The sequence below is a fragment of the Micromonospora sp. M71_S20 genome (assembly GCF_003664255.1).
GTDB lineage: Bacteria > Actinomycetota > Actinomycetes > Mycobacteriales > Micromonosporaceae > Micromonospora.
On record NZ_RCCV01000001.1, the window covers coordinates 3,357,007 to 3,379,266 of the forward strand.

Below are 22,260 nucleotides of genomic sequence, written 5' to 3' on the forward strand. Positions count from 1 at the left end.
GAGCGATGACAAGCTGCGGTACTTCCTCAAGCGGGTCACCGCCGACCTGCACGAGACCAAGCGCAAGCTGCAGACCGTCGAGGCCCGCGACCAGGAACCCCTGGCCATCGTCTCGATGAGCTGCCGCTTCCCCGGTGGCGTCCGGTCGCCGGAGGACCTGTGGGAGCTTGTCGCCGACGGCCGGGACGCCCTCACCGAGTTCCCCGACGACCGGGGTTGGGACCTGGAGGCGCTCTACGACCCCGACCCCAACAAGCCGGGCAAGAGCTACACCCGCATCGGCGGGTTCCTCGACGGCGCCGGTGACTTCGACCCGTCCCTGTTCGGGATCTCCCCCCGGGAGGCCCTCGCGATGGACCCGCAGCAGCGGCTGCTGCTGGAGACGTCCTGGGAGGCCGTCGAGCGGGCCGGCATCGACCCGCTGTCGCTGCGCGGCAGCTCGACCGGCGTCTTCGTCGGGCTGAGCACCTCGAACTACGGCATGGGTCTGCCCAACGTGCCCGAGGGCGTCGACATGTACATCGGCACCGGGAACACCACCAGCGTCGCGTCCGGCCGGATCTCGTTCACGCTCGGCCTCAACGGCCCGGCCGTGACCGTGGACACCGCCTGCTCCTCCTCGCTGGTGGCCCTGCACCTCGCCGTGAACGCGCTGCGCCGCGGCGAGTGCGACCTGGCCATCGCCGGTGGCGTCACCGTGATGGTCACCCCCGGCGTGTTCGTCGTCTTCTCCCGGCAGCGCGGCATGTCCGTCGACGGCCGGTGCAGGGCGTTCGCCGCGGGCGCGGACGGCACCGGCTGGGGCGAGGGCGGCGGCGTGCTCGTCGTGGAGCGGCTGGCCGACGCCGAGCGCAACGGCCACCCGATCCTCGCCGTGATCCGGGGTAGCGCCCTCAACCAGGACGGCGCGTCCAACGGGCTCACCGCCCCGAACGGCCCCTCCCAGCAGCGGGTCATCCGGCAGGCCCTCGCCAACGCCCGGCTCGGCACCGCCGACGTCGACATGGTCGAGGCGCACGGCACCGGCACCACCCTCGGCGACCCCATCGAGGCGCAGGCGCTCATCGCCACGTACGGGCAGGACCGGCCGGCCGGCCGGCCGCTGTGGCTGGGCTCGGTCAAGTCGAACATCGGCCACACCCAGAGCGCCGCCGGCGTCGCCGGGCTGATCAAGATGGTGATGGCGCTGCGCAACGGCGTCATGCCGGAGACCCTGCACGTCGACGAGCCCTCCCCGCACGTGGACTGGACCGCCGGGGCGGTCTCCCTGCTCACCGAGTCCAAGCCGTGGCCGGAGCTGGACCGCCCCCGCCGCGGCGGCGTCTCCTCGTTCGGCGTGAGCGGCACCAACGCCCACGTGATCCTGGAGGAGTACCGGCCGCGCGTCGCCGACCCGGTCGCCGTCGACGGCGAGGAGGCCGTCGAGGCCACCGCCGTCGAGCCCGCGCGACGGCCCGGCCTGGTCGCCTCCGACGTCACCGTCTGGCCGGTGTCGGCCCGGTCGAGGTCCGCCCTCGCCGGCCAGGCCGCCCGGCTCGCCCAGCACGTGCGCGAGCACGGCGACCTCGCCCCGGCGGCGATCGGCTGGTCGCTCGCCACCACCCGCTCGACGTTCGACCACCGCGCCGCCGTGGTCGGCCTCGGCACCGACGAGCTGCTCACCGGGCTGGACGCCCTCGCCGCCGGCCACCCGGCCGGCAACCTCGTCACCGGTACGGTCACCAGCGCCGGCGCCGGACCCGTCTTCGTCTTCCCCGGTCAGGGCGCGCAGTCGGCGCGGATGGCCGCCGGCCTGGTGGGTCGTACGCCGGTGTTCGACGCGAAGCTGGCCGAGTGCCAGCGGGCCCTGGCGCCGTACCTGGACGTGGACCTGGTGTCGGTGCTGACCGGCGACGACGAGTCGTGGCTGGAGCGGGTCGAGGTCGTGCAGCCCGTGCTGTGGGCCGTCGGCATCGCCCTCGCGGCCGTGTGGCGCGCGGCGGGCGTCGTCCCGGACGCGGTCGTCGGCCACTCGCAGGGCGAGATCGGCGCCGCCTGCGTGGCCGGCATCCTCACCCTGGAGGACGCCGCCCGGACCGTGGCGCTGCGCTCCCGCGCCCTGGCGGTGCTGCGCGGCACCGGCACGATGGCGTCGGTCGACCTGTCCGCCGACGCGGTCGCCGAGCGGCTGCCGGCCTTCCCGGGCGTCGGGGTGGCGGCCGTCAACGGCCCCTCCACCGTCGTGGTCTCCGGCCCGCCACAGCCCGTCGCCGACCTGGTGGCGGCGTGCGAGGCCGAGGGCCTGCGCGCCCGGCTCATCCCGGTCGACTACGCCTCCCACTCCGAGGCCGTGCAGCAGGTCGCCGAGCAGCTCCGCGCGGACCTGGCCGACGTCACCCCGCAGGCCGGCCACACCCGCCTGGTCTCGACGCTGACCGGCGACTGGGTCGACCCGGCCTCGATGACCGCGGACTACTGGTACGACAACCTGCGCCGCACCGTGCGCTTCGACGCCGCCGTCCGCGTCGCCATCGCCGCCGGGCACACCACGTTCGTGGAGATCAGCCCGCACCCCGTGCTGACGATGCCGGTGACGGCCATCCTCGACGACACCGGCGTCACCGGCCACACCCTGGGCAGCCTGCGCCGCGGCGACGACGACGCGACCCGCCTGCTGACCAACCTCGCCACCGCGCACGCCATCGGCCTGCCCGTCGACCTGGCGAACGTCCTCGCCGAGACCGAGGTCGCGCCGCTGCCCACGTACGCCTTCGACCACCAGCGGTTCTGGCTCGACGGCAGCGGCGGCCCCGACCTGGAGAGCCTGCTCCAGGGCGCGGCGGCCGACCCGAGCGACGCGAGCTTCTGGGCCGCCGTGGAACGCGGGGACGTCACCGCCCTCGCCGAGACCATCGCCACCGAGGAGACCCCGGCCCACGAGGTCCTCGACGCGCTGCTGCCGGCCCTGCCGATGCTCACCTCCTGGCGCCGGCAGCGGCGCCGGCAGTCCGACATCGACGGCTGGCGCTACCAGGACACCTGGAAGCCGCTGACCGGCGTCGCCAACCGGGGCATGAGCGGCACCTGGGTCGTCGTCATGCCGACCGGCGACATCATCGAGCCCTGGCAGGACGCCTGCGTGGAGGCGTTCACGGCGGCCGGCGCGACCCTCGTCGAGGTTCCCGTCTCCACCCCCGACGTCGACCGCGACCAGTTCGGCAAGCTGCTGCAGGAGGCGCTCGCCGCCGCACCGGGCGGCGACGCCGCCACCGAGGTGACCGGCGTGGTCTCGCTGCTCGCCTTCGACGAGCTGGCCCACCCGCTGCACCCGTCCGTGCCCGGCGGCTTCGCCGCCACCGTCGCGCTCTTCCAGGCCCTCGGCGACATCGGCCTGCGCGCCCCGATGTGGAGCGTCACCTCCGGTGCCGCCTCCGTCGGCATGGCCGACCTGCTGCGCTCCCCGGTGCAGTCGCTGGTCTGGGGCTTCGGCCGGGTGGCCGCGCTGGAGCACCCGCAGCGCTGGGGCGGTCTCGTGGACCTGCCCGAGGCCGTCGAGGAGCGCTGCGCCGACCTGCTGGTCGCGGCCCTCACCACCGCCGGGGAGGAGGACCAGATCGCGGTACGCCCCAGTGGCCTGCTCGCCCGCCGGCTCACCCGGGTCCCGCTCGGCGACAGCCAGCCCGCGAACCCGTGGCAGCCGTACGGCACGGCGCTGGTCACCGGCGGCACCGGCGCGCTCGGTGGGCACGCCGCCCGCTGGCTGGCCCGCAGCGGTGTGGAGAACGTCGTCGTCGTCAGCCGGCGGGGCATGGCCGCGCCGGGCGCGCAGCAGCTCGTCGACGACCTCACCGCGCTGGGCGCCCAGGCCACCGTGGTCGAGTGCGACGCCTCCGACCGCGACGCGCTGGCCGACCTGATCGATGCGATCCCCGCCGAGTACCCGCTCACCACGGTCGTGCACGCCTCCGCCGTGCTCGATGACGCCATGATCAACGACATCCGGCCGGAGCAGATCGAGCGGGTGCTCCAGGCCAAGGTCGACGTCGCGTACAACCTGCACGAGCTGACCCTCGACCTCGACCTGTCGGCGTTCATCATGTTCTCGTCCTTCGCCGGCAGCGTGGCCAGCTCCGGCGTCGGCAACTACGCCCCGAGCAACGCGTTCCTCGACGCGCTCGCCCAGCACCGGCGTGGTCTCGGCCTGACCGCCACCTCCATCGCCTGGGGGGCGTGGGCCGGCGGCGGCATGGCCGACGGGCCGCTCGGCGAGCTGCTGCACCGCCACGGCGTACCGGAGATGACCCCCGAGGCGGCGATCGCCGCGCTGCACCAGGCCGTGGACCACGGTGAGGCGTTCCTCACCATCGCCGACATCGCCTGGGAACGGTTCTCCGTCGCCTTCACCGCCACCCGGCCCGGCCCGCTGATCAGCGACCTGCCGGACGTGCGCCGCCTCGCCACGGCCGAGAAGGTGGCCAGCGTGGAGGCCGGCGACGGCCCGGAGTCGTTGCAGGACCGGCTCGCCGGGCTGCCCGCCGCCGACCGGCAAGCCGTGCTGCTCGGCCTGGTCCGCAGCCAGGTCGCCGCCGTGCTCAACTATCCGTCCGCCGAGTCGGTGGACGAGCACCGGGCGTTCCGGGAGCTGGGCTTCGACTCCGTCACCGCCGTCGAGCTGCGCAACCGGCTCGGCTCGGCCACCGGCGTGGCCCTGCCGGTCACCCTGGTCTTCGACTACCCGACCCCGACGACCCTGGCGGAGTACCTCTTCGCCGAGGTCGCCCACGACGACGTGGTCACCCCGACCGCCCTCCTCGACGATCTGGACCGGATCGCCGACAGCCTCGACGTGGTGGCGCGGGACGAGGCGGCCCGGGTGCGGGCCACCGTACGTCTCCAGGCGATGCTCTCCCGGCTCGCCCAGGACAGCGGTGGCGCCGACATCGGCCGGCACCTCGACGACGCCACCGACGACGAGTTGTTCGCGATGGTGGACAAGGACCTCGGCATCTCCTGACCTTCCAGCTCCAGCTCTCTCCCGTCCCTTTCGAGGAAGCGGCACTCCGATGGCCAACGAAGACAAGCTCCGCGACTACCTCAAGCGGGTCATGGCTGATCTCCACGACACCCGTCGCCGGCTCAGTGAGGCACAGTCCCAGGAACTGGAGCCGGTGGCGATCGTGGCGATGAGCTGCCGGTTGCCGGGCGGGGTGCGCAACCCCGACGACCTGTGGGAGCTGTTGCGGGACGGCCGGGACGCGGTCACCCCCTTCCCCGACGACCGGGGCTGGGACCTGGAGCGCCTCTACCACCCCGACCCCGACCACCCGGGCACCTCGTACGCCCGGGAGGGCGGGTTCGTCGACGGGGCCGGGGACTTCGACTCCGCCTTCTTCGGCATCTCGCCCCGTGAGGCGTTGACCATGGACCCCCAGCAGCGGTTGCTGCTGGAGACGTCCTGGGAGGCGGTCGAGGCCGCCGGCATCGACCCGGCCTCGCTGCGCGGCAGCCGGACCGGCGTGTTCGTCGGCACCAACGGGCAGGACTACGGCACCCTGCTGATGGTGTCGCCGGACGGCGACGAGGGGCACTCGATGACCGGGGGCGCGGCGGCCGTCGCGTCGGGCCGGGTGTCGTACACCCTCGGCCTGGAGGGGCCCGCCGTCTCCATCGACACGGCCTGCTCGTCGTCGCTGGTGGCGCTGCACCTCGCGGTGCAGGCGCTGCGAGCGGGGGAGTGCGACCTGGCGCTGGCCGGCGGGGTGACCGTGATGGCCACCCCGGGCCTCTACATCGGATCCAGCCGGCAGCGCGCCCTCTCCCCGGACGGGCGGTGCAGGTCGTTCGCGGCCGGCGCCGACGGCGCCGGGTTCTCCGAGGGCGTCGGCTGGCTGCTGGTCGAGCGGCTGTCGGACGCCCGCCGCAACGGCCACCGCGTCCTCGCGGTGGTACGCGGCTCCGCCGTCAACCAGGACGGCGCGTCGAACGGGCTGACCGCCCCGAACGGGCCGGCGCAGCAGCGGGTGATCAGCCAGGCCCTCGCCTCCGCCCGGCTGTCCACGGCGGACGTCGACGTCGTGGAGGCGCACGGCACCGGCACCAAGCTGGGCGACCCGATCGAGGCGCAGGCGCTCATCGCCACGTACGGGCAGGACCGGGGGGAGGCCCCGCCGCTGCTGCTCGGCTCGGTGAAGTCGAACATCGGCCACGCCCAGGCCGCCGCAGGCGTGGCCGGGGTGATCAAGTTGGTGCTCGCCATCCGCCACGGCGTCGTCCCGGCGACGCTGCACGTCGACGCGCCGTCCCCGCACATCGACTGGACGGCCGGCGCGGTGGAACTGGCCACCGAGGCCCGGCCGTGGCCCGAGACGGGCCGGGTGCGGCGGGGCGCCGTCTCCTCGTTCGGCATCTCCGGCACCAACGCCCACGTGATCATCGAGCAGCCGGACGAGCCGGCCGAGGAACGCCCGTCCGGCTCGACCCCCGGCCTGGTCACCGCCGACGCGCTCCTCTGGTCGGTGTCGGCCCGGTCGAAGGCCGCCCTGGCCGGTCAGGCCGCCCGGCTCGCGTCGTACCTGCGCCGGCGGGACGGGCTGGACCCGGCCGCGGTGGGCTGGTCCCTGGCGGCCACCCGGTCGACGTTCGACCACCGGGCCGCCGTGGTCGGGTCGACCGCCGACGAGCTGCTGGCGGGGCTGGACGCGGTCGCGGCCGGCCTGCCGGCCGGAAACGTGGTCGGCGGTGTGGTGTCGGGCCCCGGCGCGGGCCCGGTCTTCGTCTTCCCGGGTCAGGGCGCGCAGTCGGCGCGGATGGCCGCCGGCCTGGTGGGTCGTACGCCGGTGTTCGACGCGAAGCTGGCCGAGTGCCAGCGGGCGCTCGACCCGTACCTGGGCGTGGACCTGGTGTCGGTGCTGACCGGCGACGACGAGTCGTGGCTGGAGCGGGTCGAGGTCGTGCAGCCGGTGCTGTGGGCCGTGGGCATGGCGCTGGCGGCGGTGTGGCAGCACGCGGGGGTGACCCCGCAGGCGGTGATCGGCCACTCGCAGGGCGAGATCGGCGCCGCCTGCGTGGCCGGCATCCTCACCCTGGAGGACGCCGCGCGGACCGTCGCGCTGCGCTCCCGCGCCCTGGCGGTGCTGCGGGGCACCGGCACGATGGCGTCGGTGGACCTGTCGGCCGACGCGGTCGCCGAGCGGCTGCCGGCCTTCCCGGGCGTGGGGGTGGCGGCGGTCAACGGCCCGTCCACCGTCGTGGTCTCCGGCCCGCCGCAGCACGTCGCCGACCTCGTGGCGGCGTGCCAGGCCGAGGGGATCCGGGCCCGGTTGATCCCGGTGGACTACGCCTCGCACTCGCCCGCCGTGCAGGAAGTCGCCGAGCAGCTGCGCGCCGACCTGGCCGACGTGACGCCGCAGGTCGGCCACACCCGGCTGGTCTCCACCCTGACCGGGGACTGGGCCGACCCGATCTCCATGGGCGCCGACTACTGGTACGACAACCTGCGCCGGACGGTGCTCTTCGACGCGGCGGTGCGGGTGGCCGTCGCCGCCGGGCACACCACGTTCGTGGAGATCAGCCCGCACCCCGTGCTGACGATGCCGGTGACGGCCATCCTCGACGACACCGGAGTCACCGGCCACACCCTGGGCAGCCTGCGGCGGGACGACGACGACGCGACCCGGCTGCTGACCAACCTCGCCACCGCGCACGCCATCGGCCTGCCCGTCGACCTGACGAGGATCCTGCCCGCCACACCCACCGTCGACCTGCCCACGTACGCCTTCGACCACCACCGGTACTGGCCCGCGCCGCCGGCCTTCCTCGCCGCGCCCGACGGCGCGCCGGACATCGACGGATGGCGCTACCGGGTCACCTGGCAGGCCGTCCCCGACCTGCCGCTGACCTGGCTCGCCGGCACCTGGCTCGTCCCGGTACCCGCGGCGCTGGGCGGGGACCCCCTGGTCGCCGACGTGCTGTCGGCGCTCGGCAACTTCGGCGCGGACGTCGTACCCGTGGAACTGGACGCCACCGACGACCCGGCGGCGCTGGTCGAGCTGCTGGGCGCCGCGCTCGCCGGCCCGGACGGACCCGTCGCCGTGCTCTCGCTGCTGGGCCTGGACGAGCGGGCGCACCCGGAGCACCCGGCGACCTCGCTGGCCGTCTCGGGCACCGCCCTGCTGGTGCAGGCGCTCGGGGCGCTCGGCGTCGAGGCGCCGCTGTGGTGCGCGACCCGGGGAGCCGTCGCGGCCTGCGCCGACGACCCGGCGCCGAGCCCCGTCGCCGCCTCCGTCTGGGGGCTCGGCCGCGCGGTCGCCCTCGAACACCCCGCCCGCTGGGGCGGCCTGCTCGACCTGCCGCACACCCTCGGCCCACAGGCGGGCGCCCTGCTCTGCGCGGCGCTCGGCGCCGGCGGCGAGGACCAGTTCGGCGGTGGCGCGGACCAGTTCGACGACGGCGAGGGCGCGGAGCAGTTCGGCGCCGGCGAGGACCAGCTCGCCGTGCGCGAGTCCGGTGTCTTCGTCCGCCGGCTCGCCCGGATCACCGGACCCGAGCCGACCGCGTCCGGCGACGCCGCGGACGACGCCTGGCGGATGCGCGGCACCGTGCTGATCACCGGCGGCACCGGCGGGCTGGGCGGGCACCTGGCCCGCTGGGCGGCCCGCTCCGGCGCGGCGCACGTCCTGCTGGCCAGCCGGCGCGGCCCGGACGCCCCGGGCGCCGCCGAGCTGGAGGCGGAGCTGACCGACCTCGGCGTACGGGTCACCGTGGCCCGCTGCGACGTCGCCGACCGGGCGCAGGTGGCCGACCTGCTGGCCGCCGCCCCCGCCGACGCCCCGGTGACCGCCGTGCTGCACACCGCCGCCGTCCTCGACGACGGGATCGTGGACACCGTCACCCCGCAGCGCCTGCACACCGTCGCCGCGCCCAAGTGCGCCGCCGCCGTCCACCTGGACGAGCTGACCCGGGACCTCGACCTGGACGCCTTCGTGCTGTTCTCCTCGGTCGCCGGCACCACCGGCAACGCCGGGCAGGGCGCGTACGGGGCGGCGAACGCGTTCCTCGACGCCCTCGCCGAGCGGCGCCGGGCCGAGGGTCTGCCCGCCCTCTCGGTGGCCTGGGGCGCGTGGAGCGGGGCCGGCCTGCCCGCCGACAACGAACGCGCCCAGCAGCGGCTGCGCCGGGGCGGCATGGTCGGCATGGACCCGGACCTGGCCGTCGAGGCCCTCGCCCGGGCGCTGCGGCGCGGCGAGACCACGACCCTGATCGCCGACATCGACTGGACCCGGTTCGCCCCCGCGTTCACCCTGGTCCGGCCCAGCCCGCTGATCGGCGACCTCGCCGAGGTGCGCGAGGCGACGCGGCCGGACCCGCAGGAGGCCGCCGAGGAGGAGCCGGACGTACCGTCGGCCCTGGCGCGGCGGCTCGCCGGGCTCGCCGCGGCGGAGCGCGCCGCGACGCTGCTGGAGCTGGTCCGCCAGTGCGCGGCGACCGCGCTCGGCTACGGCGCGGCCGACGACATCCCGGCCACCCTGCCCTTCCGCGACCTCGGCCTGGACTCGCTGACCGCCGTGGACATGCGCAACTTCCTGGCCACCGCCACCGACCTGCGGCTGCCCGCGACGCTCGCCTTCGACTACCCGAACCCGACGGTGCTCGCCGCGCACCTCGACGAGCTGCTCACCGGGGCCGTCCCGGAGGCCACCCCCGCCCCGGCCGCGCCGGCCGAGGACGACGACGACCCGATCGCCATCGTGGCGATGAGCTGCCGCCTCCCCGGCGGGGCGGACACCCCGGAGCAGCTCTGGCAGCTCCTCGCCGCCGGCGGCGACGCGATCGGCGAGTTCCCCACCGACCGGGGCTGGGACCTCGACCGGCTCTTCGACTCCGACCCGGAGAAGGAGGGCACCAGCTACGCCCGCGAGGGCGGCTTCGTCACCGGGGCCGCCGACTTCGACGCCGGGTTCTTCGGCATCAGCCCCCGCGAGGCCCTGGCGATGGACCCGCAGCAGCGGCTCCTGCTGGAGGCGGCCTGGGAGGCGATCGAGCGGGCCGGGATCGACCCGCACGCGCTGCGCGGCAGCCCCACCGGTGTCTTCGTCGGCACCAACTACCAGGACTACCGGAACCTGATGTTCAGCGCCGAGGGCGCCGAGGGGCACCTGATGACCGGCAACGCCGGCAGTGTGCTCTCCGGCCGGGTGTCGTACACCCTCGGGCTGGAGGGGCCCGCCGTCTCGGTGGACACCGCCTGCTCGTCGTCGCTGGTCGCGCTGCACTGGGCCTGCCAGGCGCTGCGCCGCTCGGAGTGCTCCCTCGCCCTCGTCGGCGGCGTCACCGTCATGTCCACCCCCGGGGTTTTCGTCGGCTTCAGCCGGCAGCGGGGGCTCGCCCCGGACAGCCGGGTCAAGGCGTTCGCCTCCGCCGCCGACGGCACCAGCTGGGGCGAGGGCCTCGGCCTGCTGCTCGTCGAGCGGCTCTCCGACGCCCGCCGCAACGGCCACCCGGTGCTCGCGGTGATCCGGGGCAGCGCCGTCAACCAGGACGGCGCCTCCAACGGCCTGACCGCCCCGAACGGGCCGTCGCAGCAGCGGGTGATCCGGCAGGCGCTCGCCAACGCCGGCCTCACCCCGGCCGACGTGGACGCCGTCGAGGCGCACGGCACCGGCACCAAGCTCGGCGACCCCATCGAGGCGCAGGCCCTGCTCGCCACGTACGGCCGGGAGCGGCCCGCCGACCAGCCGCTCTGGCTCGGCTCGATCAAGTCCAACATCGGGCACACCCAGGCCGCCGCCGGCGTCGCCGGGATCATCAAGATGGTGCTGGCGCTGCGGCACGGCTACCTCCCGCAGACCCTGCACGTCGACGAGCCGACCGACCAGGTGGACTGGACCGTCGGCGCGGTCGAGCTGCTCGGCGAGGGCCGCCCGTGGCCGGTCACCGGCCACCCGCGCCGGGCCGCCGTCTCCTCGTTCGGCATCAGCGGCACCAACGCGCACACCATCCTGGAGCAGGCCCCGGAGTCGTCCGTCGTGGAGCCGCCGACGGGGGACCCGGCCCGGCTGCCGGTGGTGCCGGTGCTGCTGTCGGGACGTACGGCGGTCGCGCTGGCCGCCCAGGCGGACCGCTGGGCCGAGCAACTCACCGGCCTGGAGTCCCCCCGGACGGTCGACGTCGGCTGGTCGTCGGCGGTCTCCCGGGCCACCCTGGAGCACCGGGCCGTCGTCCTCGCCACCGACCGGATCGCGCTGGGCGCCGGACTGCGCGCCCTCGGCGCCGGCGAGGACTCGCCGCTGGTGGTCACCGGCGTGGCCGCGTCCCGGCCGAAGGTGGCGTACCTGTTCTCCGGGCAGGGGGCGCAGCGGGCCGGGATGGGGCGCGAGCTGGCCGAGGCGTTCCCGGTCTTCGCCGCCGCGCTCGACGAGGCCTGCGCCGCCCTCGACCCGCACCTGCCCCGCCCGCTGAAGCCGCTGATCTTCGCCGAGCCCGACACCCCCGAGGCCGAGTCGCTGGACCGGACCGAGTTCACCCAGCCGGCGCTCTTCGCCGTGGAGGTGGCGCTGTTCCGGCTGTTCGAGGCGTGGGGCGTCCACCCCGACGCGGTCGCCGGGCACTCCATCGGCGAGTTCGCCGCCGCCCACGCCGCCGGGGTGCTCTCCCTGACCGACGCCGCCGAGCTGGTCGCCGCCCGGGGCCGGCTGATGCAGGCGCTGCCGGCCGGCGGGGCGATGCTCGCCATCGCCGCCACCGAGGCCGAGGTCACCGCCGCGCTCGGCGACCGCGCCGACCGGGTCTCCGTCGCCGCCGTCAACGGTCCCGCCGCCGTCGTGGTGTCCGGGGCCGGCGACGCCGTCGAGGAACTGGCCGCGGAGTGGACCGCGCGGGGCGTCCGGATCCGGCGGCTGACGGTCAGCCACGCGTTCCACAGCCCGCTGATGGAACCGGTGCTCGACGACCTGGCCGCCGTCGCCGGACGGCTGCGGTACCAGGAGCCGACCATCCCGATGATCTCCACCGTCACCGGCACGCCGGTCGACGCGGCGGAGATCGGCACGCCGGAGTACTGGGCGCGGCACGCCCGCGACGCGGTGCGCTTCGCCGACGCCGTCACGGCGCTGCGGGAGCGCAACGTCACCGGCTACGTCGAGATCGGCCCGGACGGGGTGCTCACCGCCCTCGCCCAGGCCGTCCTGGCCGAGGACGCCCCGGCCGGCGGCCGGGCCCCGCTGGTCGTGCCCGCCCTGCGCCGCGACCGCTCCGAGCCGACCACCCTGCTGCGGGCGGTCGCCGCGCTGCACACCCACGGCGTCTCCCCGGACTGGTCCGCCCTCTACGACGGCACCGGCGCGCAGCGGGTCGACCTGCCCACCTACACGTTCGACCGGCAGCGCTACTGGCCGGAGCCGCCGCCCTGGGCCGCCCTGGCGGCCGAGGACGACCGCACCGACGTCGAGCGCCGCTTCTGGGCGGCCGTCGAGGCCGAGGACCTCGAGTCGCTGGCCCGCGACCTGGACGTGCACCGCGACCAGCCGTTCGGGACCGTGCTGCCCGCCCTGTCCGCGTGGCGGCGGCGTGGCCGGGAGCGGGCCCTGGTCGACGGCAGCCGGTACCGGGTCGTCTGGGAGCCCATCGAGGAGGCCCCGGAGGAGCAGGATCCCGGCCGCTGGCTGGTGCTGCTGCCCGCCGACCGGGCCGACGACCCCGACCTGAACTCCTGCACCTGGGCCCTGGGCACCGAGGTGACCATCGTGCCCGTGGACACCGCCGCGGATTCCGACGAGCTGTGCGGCGGGTTCGCCGACGTGCTCACCGAGGCCCTCGGCGAGGGCGGGGGGCCGCTGTCGATCCTCTCCTTCCTGGGCCTGGACGACGCCCCGCACGCCGAGCACCCGGCGCTGCCGCGTGGCCTGGCCGCGACCGTGCACCTGCTCCAGCAGCTCGTCGACCTCGACGCCCCGGCCCGGCTCTGGTGCGTCACCCAGGGCGCCGTCGGCGTCGACGACGGCGACGTCCCGGCCAACCCGCGGCAGGCGATGCTGTGGGGCCTGGGCCGGGTGGCCGCGCTGGAACAGCCCGCCCGCTGGGCCGGCCTGGTGGACCTGCCCACCGACCTCGAGCCCTGGACGGCGATGCGGCTCGGCGGCATCCTCACCGGCGGCGGCCTGGAGGACCAACTCGCCGTCCGCGAGTCCGGGGTGCTGGTGCGGCGGCTCGTTCCGGCCGTCACCGCGGGGGACCCCGCGCCGTGGCAGCCCCGGGGCACGGTGCTGATCACCGGCGGCACCGGCGCGCTCGGCGGGCACGTGGCCCGCTGGGTGGCCGGCGCCGGCGCGGAACGGGTGGTCCTGACCAGCCGGCGGGGCACCGACACCCCCGGCGCCGCCGAGCTGCTCGCCGAGCTGACCGGCCTCGGGGTGGACTGCCGGGTCGCCCGCTGCGACGCCGCCGACCGGAGCGCGGTGGCCGAACTCCTGGCCGACCTGGGGCGGGAGGGACCGCCGCTGCGCGCGGTGGTGCACGCCGCGGGCGTCAGCGAGGTGGTGCCGCTGGCCGACACCACCCTGGAGGACCTGGCGTACGTCATCGCCCCGAAGCTGTCCGGCGCCGAGCACCTCGACGAGCTGCTCGACGGCACCGAGCTGGACGCGTTCGTGCTCTTCTCGTCCATCTCTGCGGTGTGGGGCAGCGGCGGGCAGGGCGCGTACGCGGCCGGCAACGCCTACCTGGACGCGCTCGCCGAGCGGCGGCGCGGCCGGGGACTGCCGGCCACGTCCGTGGCGTGGGGGCCGTGGACCGAGTCGGGCATGTTCACCGAGGGCGCGCCGGAGCAGCTGCGCCGCCGTGGCCTGCGGGTGATGCCGCCGGGCGTGGCGATGGCCGGGCTGCGGCACGCCCTGGCCGCCGGGGACACCTGCGTCACCGTCGCCGACGTCGACTGGGCCACCTTCGCGCCGCTGTTCACCTCGCTGCGGCCCAGCCCGCTGCTGGCCGACCTGCCGGCCGTACGCGAGCTGGCCGCCGCCCCCGCCGACGCGCCGGACGCGTCCGCGCCCGTCGCCCGGGACCTGCTCGCCGAGTTGCGGGCGCTGCCCGGTGACGAGCGGCGGGCCGCGCTGCTGGAGATGGTGCGGGTCGACGCGGCGAAGGTGCTCGGCCACTCCTCCGGCGACGTGATCGAGACGGACCGGGGCTTCCTGGACCTCGGCTTCGACTCGCTCACCGCCGTGGAGCTGCGCAACCTGCTCACCGCGGCGACCGGGCACGACCTGCCCACCACGGTCGTCTTCGACTACCCGACCCCGGCCGGCCTGGCCGACCACCTGTACGAGGAGCTCTTCGAGGACGGCGACGGGGAGTTCGGTGACGACGGCGACGAGGAGTCGGTCCGCCGGGCCCTCGCCGCGATCCCGCTGGACGAACTGCGGCGGACGGGCCTGCTCGACCAGCTGCTCCAGCTGGCCCGCACGAGCGCCGGTACGCCGGCCGTGGCGCCCGCCGCCCCGGCCGCGCCCGAGGCCCAGATCCACGAACTCGACGTCGCCGGCCTGGTCCGGATGGCCCTGGAAGGCTCCGACTCGTGACCCGGCCGGCCCTGAGGAGCCCCCGATGAGTGTTTCCCTGGACGAGGTCGTCGGCGCGCTGCGCGCGTCCCTGCTCGACAACCAGAAGCTCAAGCAGCAGAACCAGCAGCTCACCGCCGCGCTCAGCGAGCCGGTGGCGATCATCGGAATGAGCTGCCGGTTCCCCGGCGGCGTCGGGTCGCCGGAGCAGTTGTGGGACCTGGTGGCCGCCGGCACCGACGCGATGTCGGCGTTCCCCGACGACCGGGGCTGGGACCTGGGGGCGCTCTACGACCCCGACCCCGACCCGGACAGCCGGGGCACGTCGTACGTGCGGGAGGGCGGGTTCCTCTACTCCGCCGGGGACTTCGACCCCGCCTTCTTCGGCATCAGCCCCCGCGAGGCCCTCGCCATGGACCCGCAGCAGCGGCTGCTGCTGGAGACCGCCTGGGAGGCGTTCGAGCGGGCCGGCATCGACCCGGCCACGCTGCGCGGCACGCCCACCGGCGTGTACGCGTCGACCAGCAGCCAGGGCGACTACGCCGCGCTGCTCACCGGGGTCAGCGGCGGCGTCGAGGGCTACCTCGGCACCGGTAGCGCCGCCGCCGTGGCCAGCGGCCGGATCTCGTACGCCCTGGGGCTGGAGGGGCCCGCGGTCACCGTGGACACCGCCTGCAGTTCGTCCCTGGTCGCGTTGCACCTCGCCTGCCAGGCGCTGCGGCTGGGGGAGTGCACCATGGCGCTGGTCGGCGGGGTGTCGGTGATGGCCACCCCGACGGTCTTCGTGGAGTTCTCCCGGCAGCGCGGCCTGTCAACCGACGGCCGGTGCAAGTCGTTCGCCGCCGCCGCCGACGGCACCGGCTGGTCCGAGGGGGCCGGCATGCTGCTGGTCGAGCGGCTGTCCGACGCCCGCCGCAACGGCCACCCGATCCTCGCCGTGGTGCGCGGCAGCGCGGTCAACCAGGACGGGGCGAGCAGCGGGCTGACCGCCCCGAACGGCCCGTCCCAGCGCCGGGTGATCCGGCAGGCCCTCACCAACGCGGGGCTGACCGCCGACCAGGTGGACGTCGTCGAGGCGCACGGCACGGGCACCACGCTCGGCGACCCGATCGAGGCGCAGGCATTGCTGGCCACGTACGGCAAGGACCGCCGCGCCGACCGGCCGTTGTGGCTGGGGTCGGTGAAGTCGAACATCGGGCACACCCAGGCCGCCGCCGGTGTGGCCGGGGTGATGAAGATGGTCCTGGCGATGCGGCACGGGGTGCTGCCGCCCACCCTGCACGTGGACGAGCCCACCCCGCACGTCGACTGGTCGGCCGGGGCGGTGTCCCTGCTGACCGGGGCGCAGCCCTGGCCGGAGACCGGGCAGCCGCGCCGGGCCGGGGTCTCCGCGTTCGGCATCAGCGGCACCAACGCGCACGTCATCGTCGAGCAGGCCGACGAGGCGGACACCCACCGCCCCCGGCCGGCCGGTACGCCCGCCCCGCCGACCCCCTGGATCGTCTCCGCCCGGTCCGCGCCGGCCCTGGCCGGGCAGGCCCGACGACTGCTGGACCACCTCGGGGCCCACCCCGGGCTGGCCCCCGCCGACGTGGCGTACTCGTTGGTCACCACCCGGGCGGCGTTGCCGCACCGCGCCGCCGTGATCGGCGACGACCCCGACGGGCTGCTGGCCGGCCTGCGCGCGGTCGCCGAGGAGCGCAACGCCCCCGGCGTGGTGCGCGGGGTGGCCCGCCCGGCCGGCAAGGTCGCGTTCCTCTTCACCGGCCAGGGCGCCCAGCGCCTCGGCATGGGCGCCGAGCTGTGCCGCCGCTTCCCGGTGTTCGCCGCCGCCTTCGACGAGGTGGCTGGGGAGCTGGACCGGCACCTGAGCCGGCCGCTGCGGGAGGTGGTCTTCGCCGAGCCCGACTCGCCCGAGGCGGCGCTGCTGGACCGCACCGAGTTCACCCAGCCGGCGCTGTTCGCCTACGAGGTCGCCGCCTACCGGCTGGTCACGGCGTGGGGGCTGCGCCCGCAGCACCTGCTCGGCCACTCGGTCGGCGAGCTGGCCGCGGCGCACGTCGCCGGCGTGCTGTCGCTGGCCGACGCGGCGGCGCTGGTGGCCGCCCGGGGCCGGCTGATGCAGCAACTGCCGGCCGGCGGGGCGATGCTGGCGGTGCGGGCCTCCGAGGCCGAGGTGACCCCGCTGCTCGACGAGCGGGTGTCGCTGGCCGCCGTGAACGGTCCCCGGTCGGTGGTGCTCTCCGGCGACGAGGAAGCCGTGCTCGCGGCCGGTGCGCGGCTCGCCGCCGAGGGCCGGCGGTCCCGCCGGCTGCGGGTCAGCCACGCCTTCCACTCCGCCCGGATGGACGGCATGCTGGCCGACTTCCGGGTCGTCGCGGAGAAGGTCACCTGGCATCCGCCGACCCTGCCGGTCGTCTCCGACCGCACCGGCGAGGCGCTCACCGCCGCCCAGGCCACCGACCCGGGCTACTGGGTCGACCACGTCCGGGACACCGTCCGCTTCCACGAGGGCGTCGCCACCCTGGCCGCCGCCGGCGTGACGACCTTCCTGGAGCTCGGCCCCGACGGCGCCCTGACCGCGCTGGCCCGCGAGTGTCTGCCCGACGTCGAGCCGGCGGCCTTCGTGCCGCTCGGCCGCCGGGACCAGCCCGAGCCGGCCACCCTGCTCGCCGCGCTCGCCGCCGTCGACCTGCGCGGGGCCGGGGTGGACTGGCCGGCCCTCTTCGCCGGCAGCGACGCCGCGCGCGTCGAGCTGCCCACCTACGCCTTCCACCACGAGCGCTACTGGCCGGATCCGCCCGCCGTCGACCTGCGTCAGCCGGTCGCGCCGAGCGACGACGAGGAGTTCTGGGCCGCCGTGGCGGAGGACCGGCCGGCCGCGCTGGCCGCCGCGCTCGGCCTGGACGCCGACCGGCAGGAGGCGCTCGCCGAACTGTTGCCCGCCCTGGCGTCCTACCGGGACCGGCGACGTCGCGGCTCCGCGTTGGACGGGCTGCGGTACCGCGCCGACTGGGTCCGCGTCGCCGTACCCGCCACCGCCGCGGCGACCGGCGAATGCCTGGTGGTGGCCGGGGCGCGGACCGACGCCACGGCCGTGCTGGCCGCCCTGCGCGCCGAGGGCCTGGACCCGGTGCTCGTGCCCGTGGGCGACGACCCGGACGAGGTCGCCCGCGCCCTGCCCGTCGGGGCCACCCCGTCGGTCGTGGTCTCGCTGCTGGCGGCGGGGGAGCCGGCCGGAGGCACCGGGACGGTCGCGCTGGCGGGGACGGCCGCGCTCGTGCGGGCCCTCGGCGGCGCCGGGAGCAACGCGCCGGTGTGGACCGTGACCCGGGGCGCCGTGGCCGTCGACGCGGACGATCCCGCGCCCGGCGTCGCCGGCGCGTACCTCTGGGGTCTGGGTCGGGTGCTGGCGTTGGAACAACCGCGCCTGTGGGGTGGGCTGGTCGACCTGCCGGCGGAGCCGGACGACGCCGCGCTCGCCGCGCTCGCCCGGCTCGTCGCGGCCGGCGGCGACGAGGACCAGCTGGCGGTGCGCTCCGGCGGGGTGTACGCGCGGCGGCTGTCGCGCGCCCCGGCCGGCGCCGCCGCGGACGCGGACTGGCGGCCCCGGGGCGCGGTCCTGGTGCACGGGACAGCGGCGGTGCGCACCCCGCACCTGCTGCGGTGGCTCGCCGACCGCGGCGCGACCCACCTCGTCCTCGCCGCCGCCGGGGCGCCCGCCGCCACGATCGGCCGGGACGTCGCCGTCACCGTCGTCGACGACCTCGACGGGCTGCCCGGGGCGCTGGACCGGCTGGCCGCCGCCGGCACCGTCGTCCGCACCGTCCTGCACGTCGCCGACTCCGACGGGGCCGGCGACCCGGTCGCGGCGCTGGACCCGCGCGACCTGGCTGACGCCGTGGCCGCCCGCACCGCCGCGGTGGAGCTGCTCGACCGGGCCTGCGCCGGCCGGCCGGTCGACGAGTTCGTCGTCTTCACCTCCACCGCCGCCGTCTGGGGCAGCGGTGGCGCGGCCGTCGCCGCCGCCGCCGGCGCCGGGCTGGAGGCGTTGGCCGCCGGCCGGCGCGCCGCCGGCCACCCGGCCACCGTCGTCGCGTGGGTGCCCTGGGCGGACGAGGTCACCGACCCGGCGCAGCTGCGCCGCCGGGGGGTCCGTCCGCTCCCCGCCGAACTGGCCGTGTCCGCGCTTCAGCAGGCCGTGGGCCGCGGCGACGACCAGCTCGCGGTCGCCGACCTCGACTGGCCGGCGTTCGTGCCGGCCTTCACCGCCGTACGGCCCGCTCCGCTGCTGCGCGGCGTGCCCGAGGCGGCGGTCGCCGCGGACCGGGACGCCGGCCCCGGTGGCGAGGCGACCGACCCGGCCCGCGTGCTGCGGGACCGGCTGGCCGGCGCCCCGGCCGGCGATCGGCACGGGATCCTGCTGGACCTGGTGCGGGCGCGCGTGGCCACGGTGCTCGGGCACGCCTCACCCGGGGCGGTCGAGGCCGACCGGGACTTCCTGGAACTCGGCTTCGACTCGCTGACCGCGTTGGAACTGCGCGACGCGCTGCGCCAGGAGACCGGGGCGGAGCTGTCGGCCACCCTGCTCTTCGACCACCCCACCCCTACCGCGCTGGCCCACCACCTGCTCGGCCAGCTCGTCGGCGCCGACGCGGCCGGGGCCACCCCGGACGCCGCCGGGGGAGCCGCCACGCAGAGTGCCGGCGGTGGACTGCTCGGTGGGCTGTTCAACCAGCCGAAGGCGCGCGAGGATCCCGCCGGGTACGCCGAACTCCTGGTCAAGCTCGCCCAGTTCCGGCCCAGCTTCAGCGAACCGGCGCAGCTCACCCGCCCGGCCGGCATCCTGCGGCTGGCCGAGGGGAATGCGGGGGCGCAGCTGGTGTGCTGCTGCACCATGTCCCTGCTCTCCGGCGCCCACGAGTACGCCCGGCTCGCCTCCGGATTCCGGGGGGTGCGCAACGTCTGGGCCCTGCCCAACCCCGGGTTCGGCGTGGGCGAGGAGCTGCCCGCCGACCTCGACGCCCTGCTGCGGGTGCACGCCGACACGGTGCTGCGCGCCGTCGGCGCCGGCCCGTTCGTGCTGGCCGGCCACTCGGGCGGCGCGATGGTGGCCAACCTGCTCGCCGGCGAGCTGGAACGTCAGGGCCGGTCGCCGGACGCGGTGGTGCTGATGGACACCTACCCGGCGAACAGCGAGGTGCTCGGCGGGTGGGTGCCGCAGCTGCTCGACGGGATGATCGACCGGGACAGCGCGTACACGCCGATGGACGACTGGCGGACGACCGCGTGGGCCGGCTACCTGCCCCTGTTCCTGGACTGGCAGCCGACCGAGATGGCGGCGCCGACCCTGCTGGTCCGGGCCAGCGAGCCGCTGGGGGAGTGGGACGGCGAACAGGACGGCTGGCGGTCCCGCTGGCCCTACCCGCACGAGGTCGCCGACGCCGCCGGTGACCACTTCAGCATGGTCGCCGACCGGGGGCCGGAACTCGCCGGCACGCTACAGCGGTGGCTGACCGCGCGGGGCCTGTGACCGTTCCCGCCCCTGGCGTGCCCCTAGCGCCCCCTATCGGCGCACACACATCTATCGGACCGACGTTTCAGGACGGAGCATGACGACGTGGACGAGGCAGTGGTGGTCACGGAGCTGGTCAAGCGGTACCAGCCCAACATGCCACCGGCGGTGGACGGACTGAGCTTCTCCGTCGCCGCCGGTGAGGTCTTCGGCCTGCTCGGGCCGAACGGCGCGGGCAAGACGACGACGATCGGGGTGCTGACCACTCGGGTGCGGGCCACCTCGGGCCGGGCCCGGGTGTGCGGCGCCGACGTGATCGGCGCGCCCGCCGTCGCGCGGCAACTGCTGGCGGTCGTACCGCAGCGGGTGAACCTGGACCGGGCGCTGACCGTCCGGCAGAACCTGCTGTTCCACGCGGCGTACCACCGGGTGCCCCGGGCGGAGCGCATCCGGCGGGCGGACGAGCTGCTGGACCAGATGGGGCTCAAGGACTTCGCGAACCACCGTACCGACTTCCTGTCCGGCGGCCTCGCCCAGCGCACGATGATCGCCCGCGCGCTGATGCACTCGCCCCGGGTGCTCTTCCTCGACGAGCCGTCCGCTGGCCTCGACCCGCAGTCCCGGCTCTTCGTGCACGACCGGATCGCCGAGCTGAAGCGGGCCGGGGTGACCGTGGTGGTGACCACGCACGACATGGACGAGGCGGAGAAGCTCTGCGACCGCGTCGGCATCGTCGACCACGGCAAGCTGCTCACCATGGACACCCCGTCCGCGCTGACCCGTACGCTGCCGGGCAGCAGCACCCTGACCCTCGTGGTGACCCCCGGCGCCCCCGCCGAGGAGGTGCGGGCCGCGCTCGACGCGATCCCGGACGTGGAGCAGGTGGAACACTTCAAGGTGGCCGCCCCGGCGCCCGTCGCCGCGCCGGCGTTCCCCGGCATGCCGGCGATGCCGATGCCCGCGCCGGCCCCCGACGCGCCCGCCGATCCGGACGCCCCGCTCTCCTTCCGGGTCTACACCAGCGGTCAGCCGGCCAACGCCATCCCGATGGCGATGAAGATCCTCGCCGACCTGGGCTGCGAGGTTCGTGACCTGAACATCGGCCAGCCCAGCCTGGAAGATGTCTTCATCCACCTGACCGGAAGGGAACTTCGGTGAGCGTCGCCGCCCCCGCCCCCCCGTCCGCGCCCTCGACGGCCGCGGCGCCGCCGCCGGTGAGCGCGCTGGACCAGTTCGCCACGTTCCGCGCGGTGCTCTCGCGGGACCTGTTCGTCACCGGCCGGGAGCTGGTCGGCTTCCTGCTCCAGGTCTTCATCCAGCCGCTGTTCATGCTGCTGATCTTCGGCAAGGTGCTCAGCGACCTGGGCTACGCCAGCGCCGACTTCTCCAACGTGCTGCTGCCCGGCGTCATCGCGCTGAACGCCTTCCTGATCGGGCTGGAGAACACCGCGCTGCCGATGATGATGGACTTCTCCTTCACCCGGGAGATCGAGGACCGCCTCCTGTCGCCCATGGCGATTCCGCTGGTGGCCCTGGAGAAGATCGTCTTCGGTGGCATCCGTGGCCTGATCGCCGGCGTGGTGCTGATCCCGGTCGGCATGCTCATGCTCGGTGTCACCTGGCCCTGGGCGGTCGTGCTCAAGGTGGTCGGGGTGTTGGCGATCGGCGCGCTGGTCGGCGCGGCGGTCGGCCTCGCCTTCGGCACGCTGGTGCCGACGCAGCACATCCAGATCATGTTCACCGTGGTGATGACCCCGATCATGTTCACCGGCGCGACCCAGTTCCCGCTGCTCGGCCTGGACTCGCTGCGCTGGTACCAGGTGATCTGCTCGCTGAACCCGCTGACCTACATCAGCGAGGGGACCCGGTCGCTCGTCGGTCCGCCGGGGGTCGAGTCGCTGCCGCTCTGGCTGTGCATGTGCGTCCTCGCCGGGGTCTTCGTGGTGTTCTCGATGATCGGCATGCGTGGCTTCATGCGCCGCGCCATGGACTAGCCCGACAGGATCCGATCCGCCGATGGCCCGAGCCGCTCCTGCGGCCCGGGCCATCGGCGTCGGTGTCGCCGGTGACACCTCGGCCCGTCCGGCCCGCCGGATCACGCGAGTCGAACCCTGCCGGCCGGGACGGGCGTCCCGGTCGCCCCGTTCCGTAGTCACTCGAACACACCCCATTTACCAGCGCAAATGCAGATCGGGTCACTCCATCCGGGAGGAT

4 protein-coding genes and 1 pseudogene are annotated in these 22,260 nt (G+C 75.7%); all 5 read left to right on the forward strand.

Annotated features, from left to right (window positions below):
* The first annotated feature begins 13 nt into the window (after nucleotides 1-13).
* Nucleotides 14-4,993: a type I polyketide synthase gene (locus DER29_RS14445; protein ID WP_370040296.1), complete on the forward strand. Its 4,980-nt coding sequence runs from the start codon at nucleotides 14-16 to the stop codon at nucleotides 4,991-4,993.
* Nucleotides 4,994-5,042: 49 nt separating this feature from the next.
* Nucleotides 5,043-14,552 carry a type I polyketide synthase gene (locus DER29_RS14450; RefSeq protein ID WP_121397805.1) on the forward strand — a complete coding sequence of 3,170 codons (9,510 nt, stop codon included), beginning with the start codon at nucleotides 5,043-5,045 and terminating at the stop codon, nucleotides 14,550-14,552.
* Nucleotides 14,553-14,577: 25 nt separating this feature from the next.
* Nucleotides 14,578-20,064 (forward strand): annotated as a pseudogene (locus DER29_RS14455) (type I polyketide synthase); the annotation flags it as partial.
* 87 nt (nucleotides 20,065-20,151) lie between these two features.
* Nucleotides 20,152-21,204: an ABC transporter ATP-binding protein gene (locus DER29_RS14460; RefSeq protein WP_121397807.1), complete on the forward strand. Its 1,053-nt coding sequence runs from the start codon at nucleotides 20,152-20,154 to the stop codon at nucleotides 21,202-21,204.
* Nucleotides 21,201-22,040 (forward strand): ABC transporter permease, encoded by an 840-nt coding sequence (locus tag DER29_RS14465; protein ID WP_121397808.1) that lies wholly within the window; start codon nucleotides 21,201-21,203, stop codon nucleotides 22,038-22,040. Before DER29_RS14460 ends, DER29_RS14465 begins: the two co-directional genes overlap by 4 nt.
* Nucleotides 22,041-22,260 lie beyond the last annotated feature (220 nt).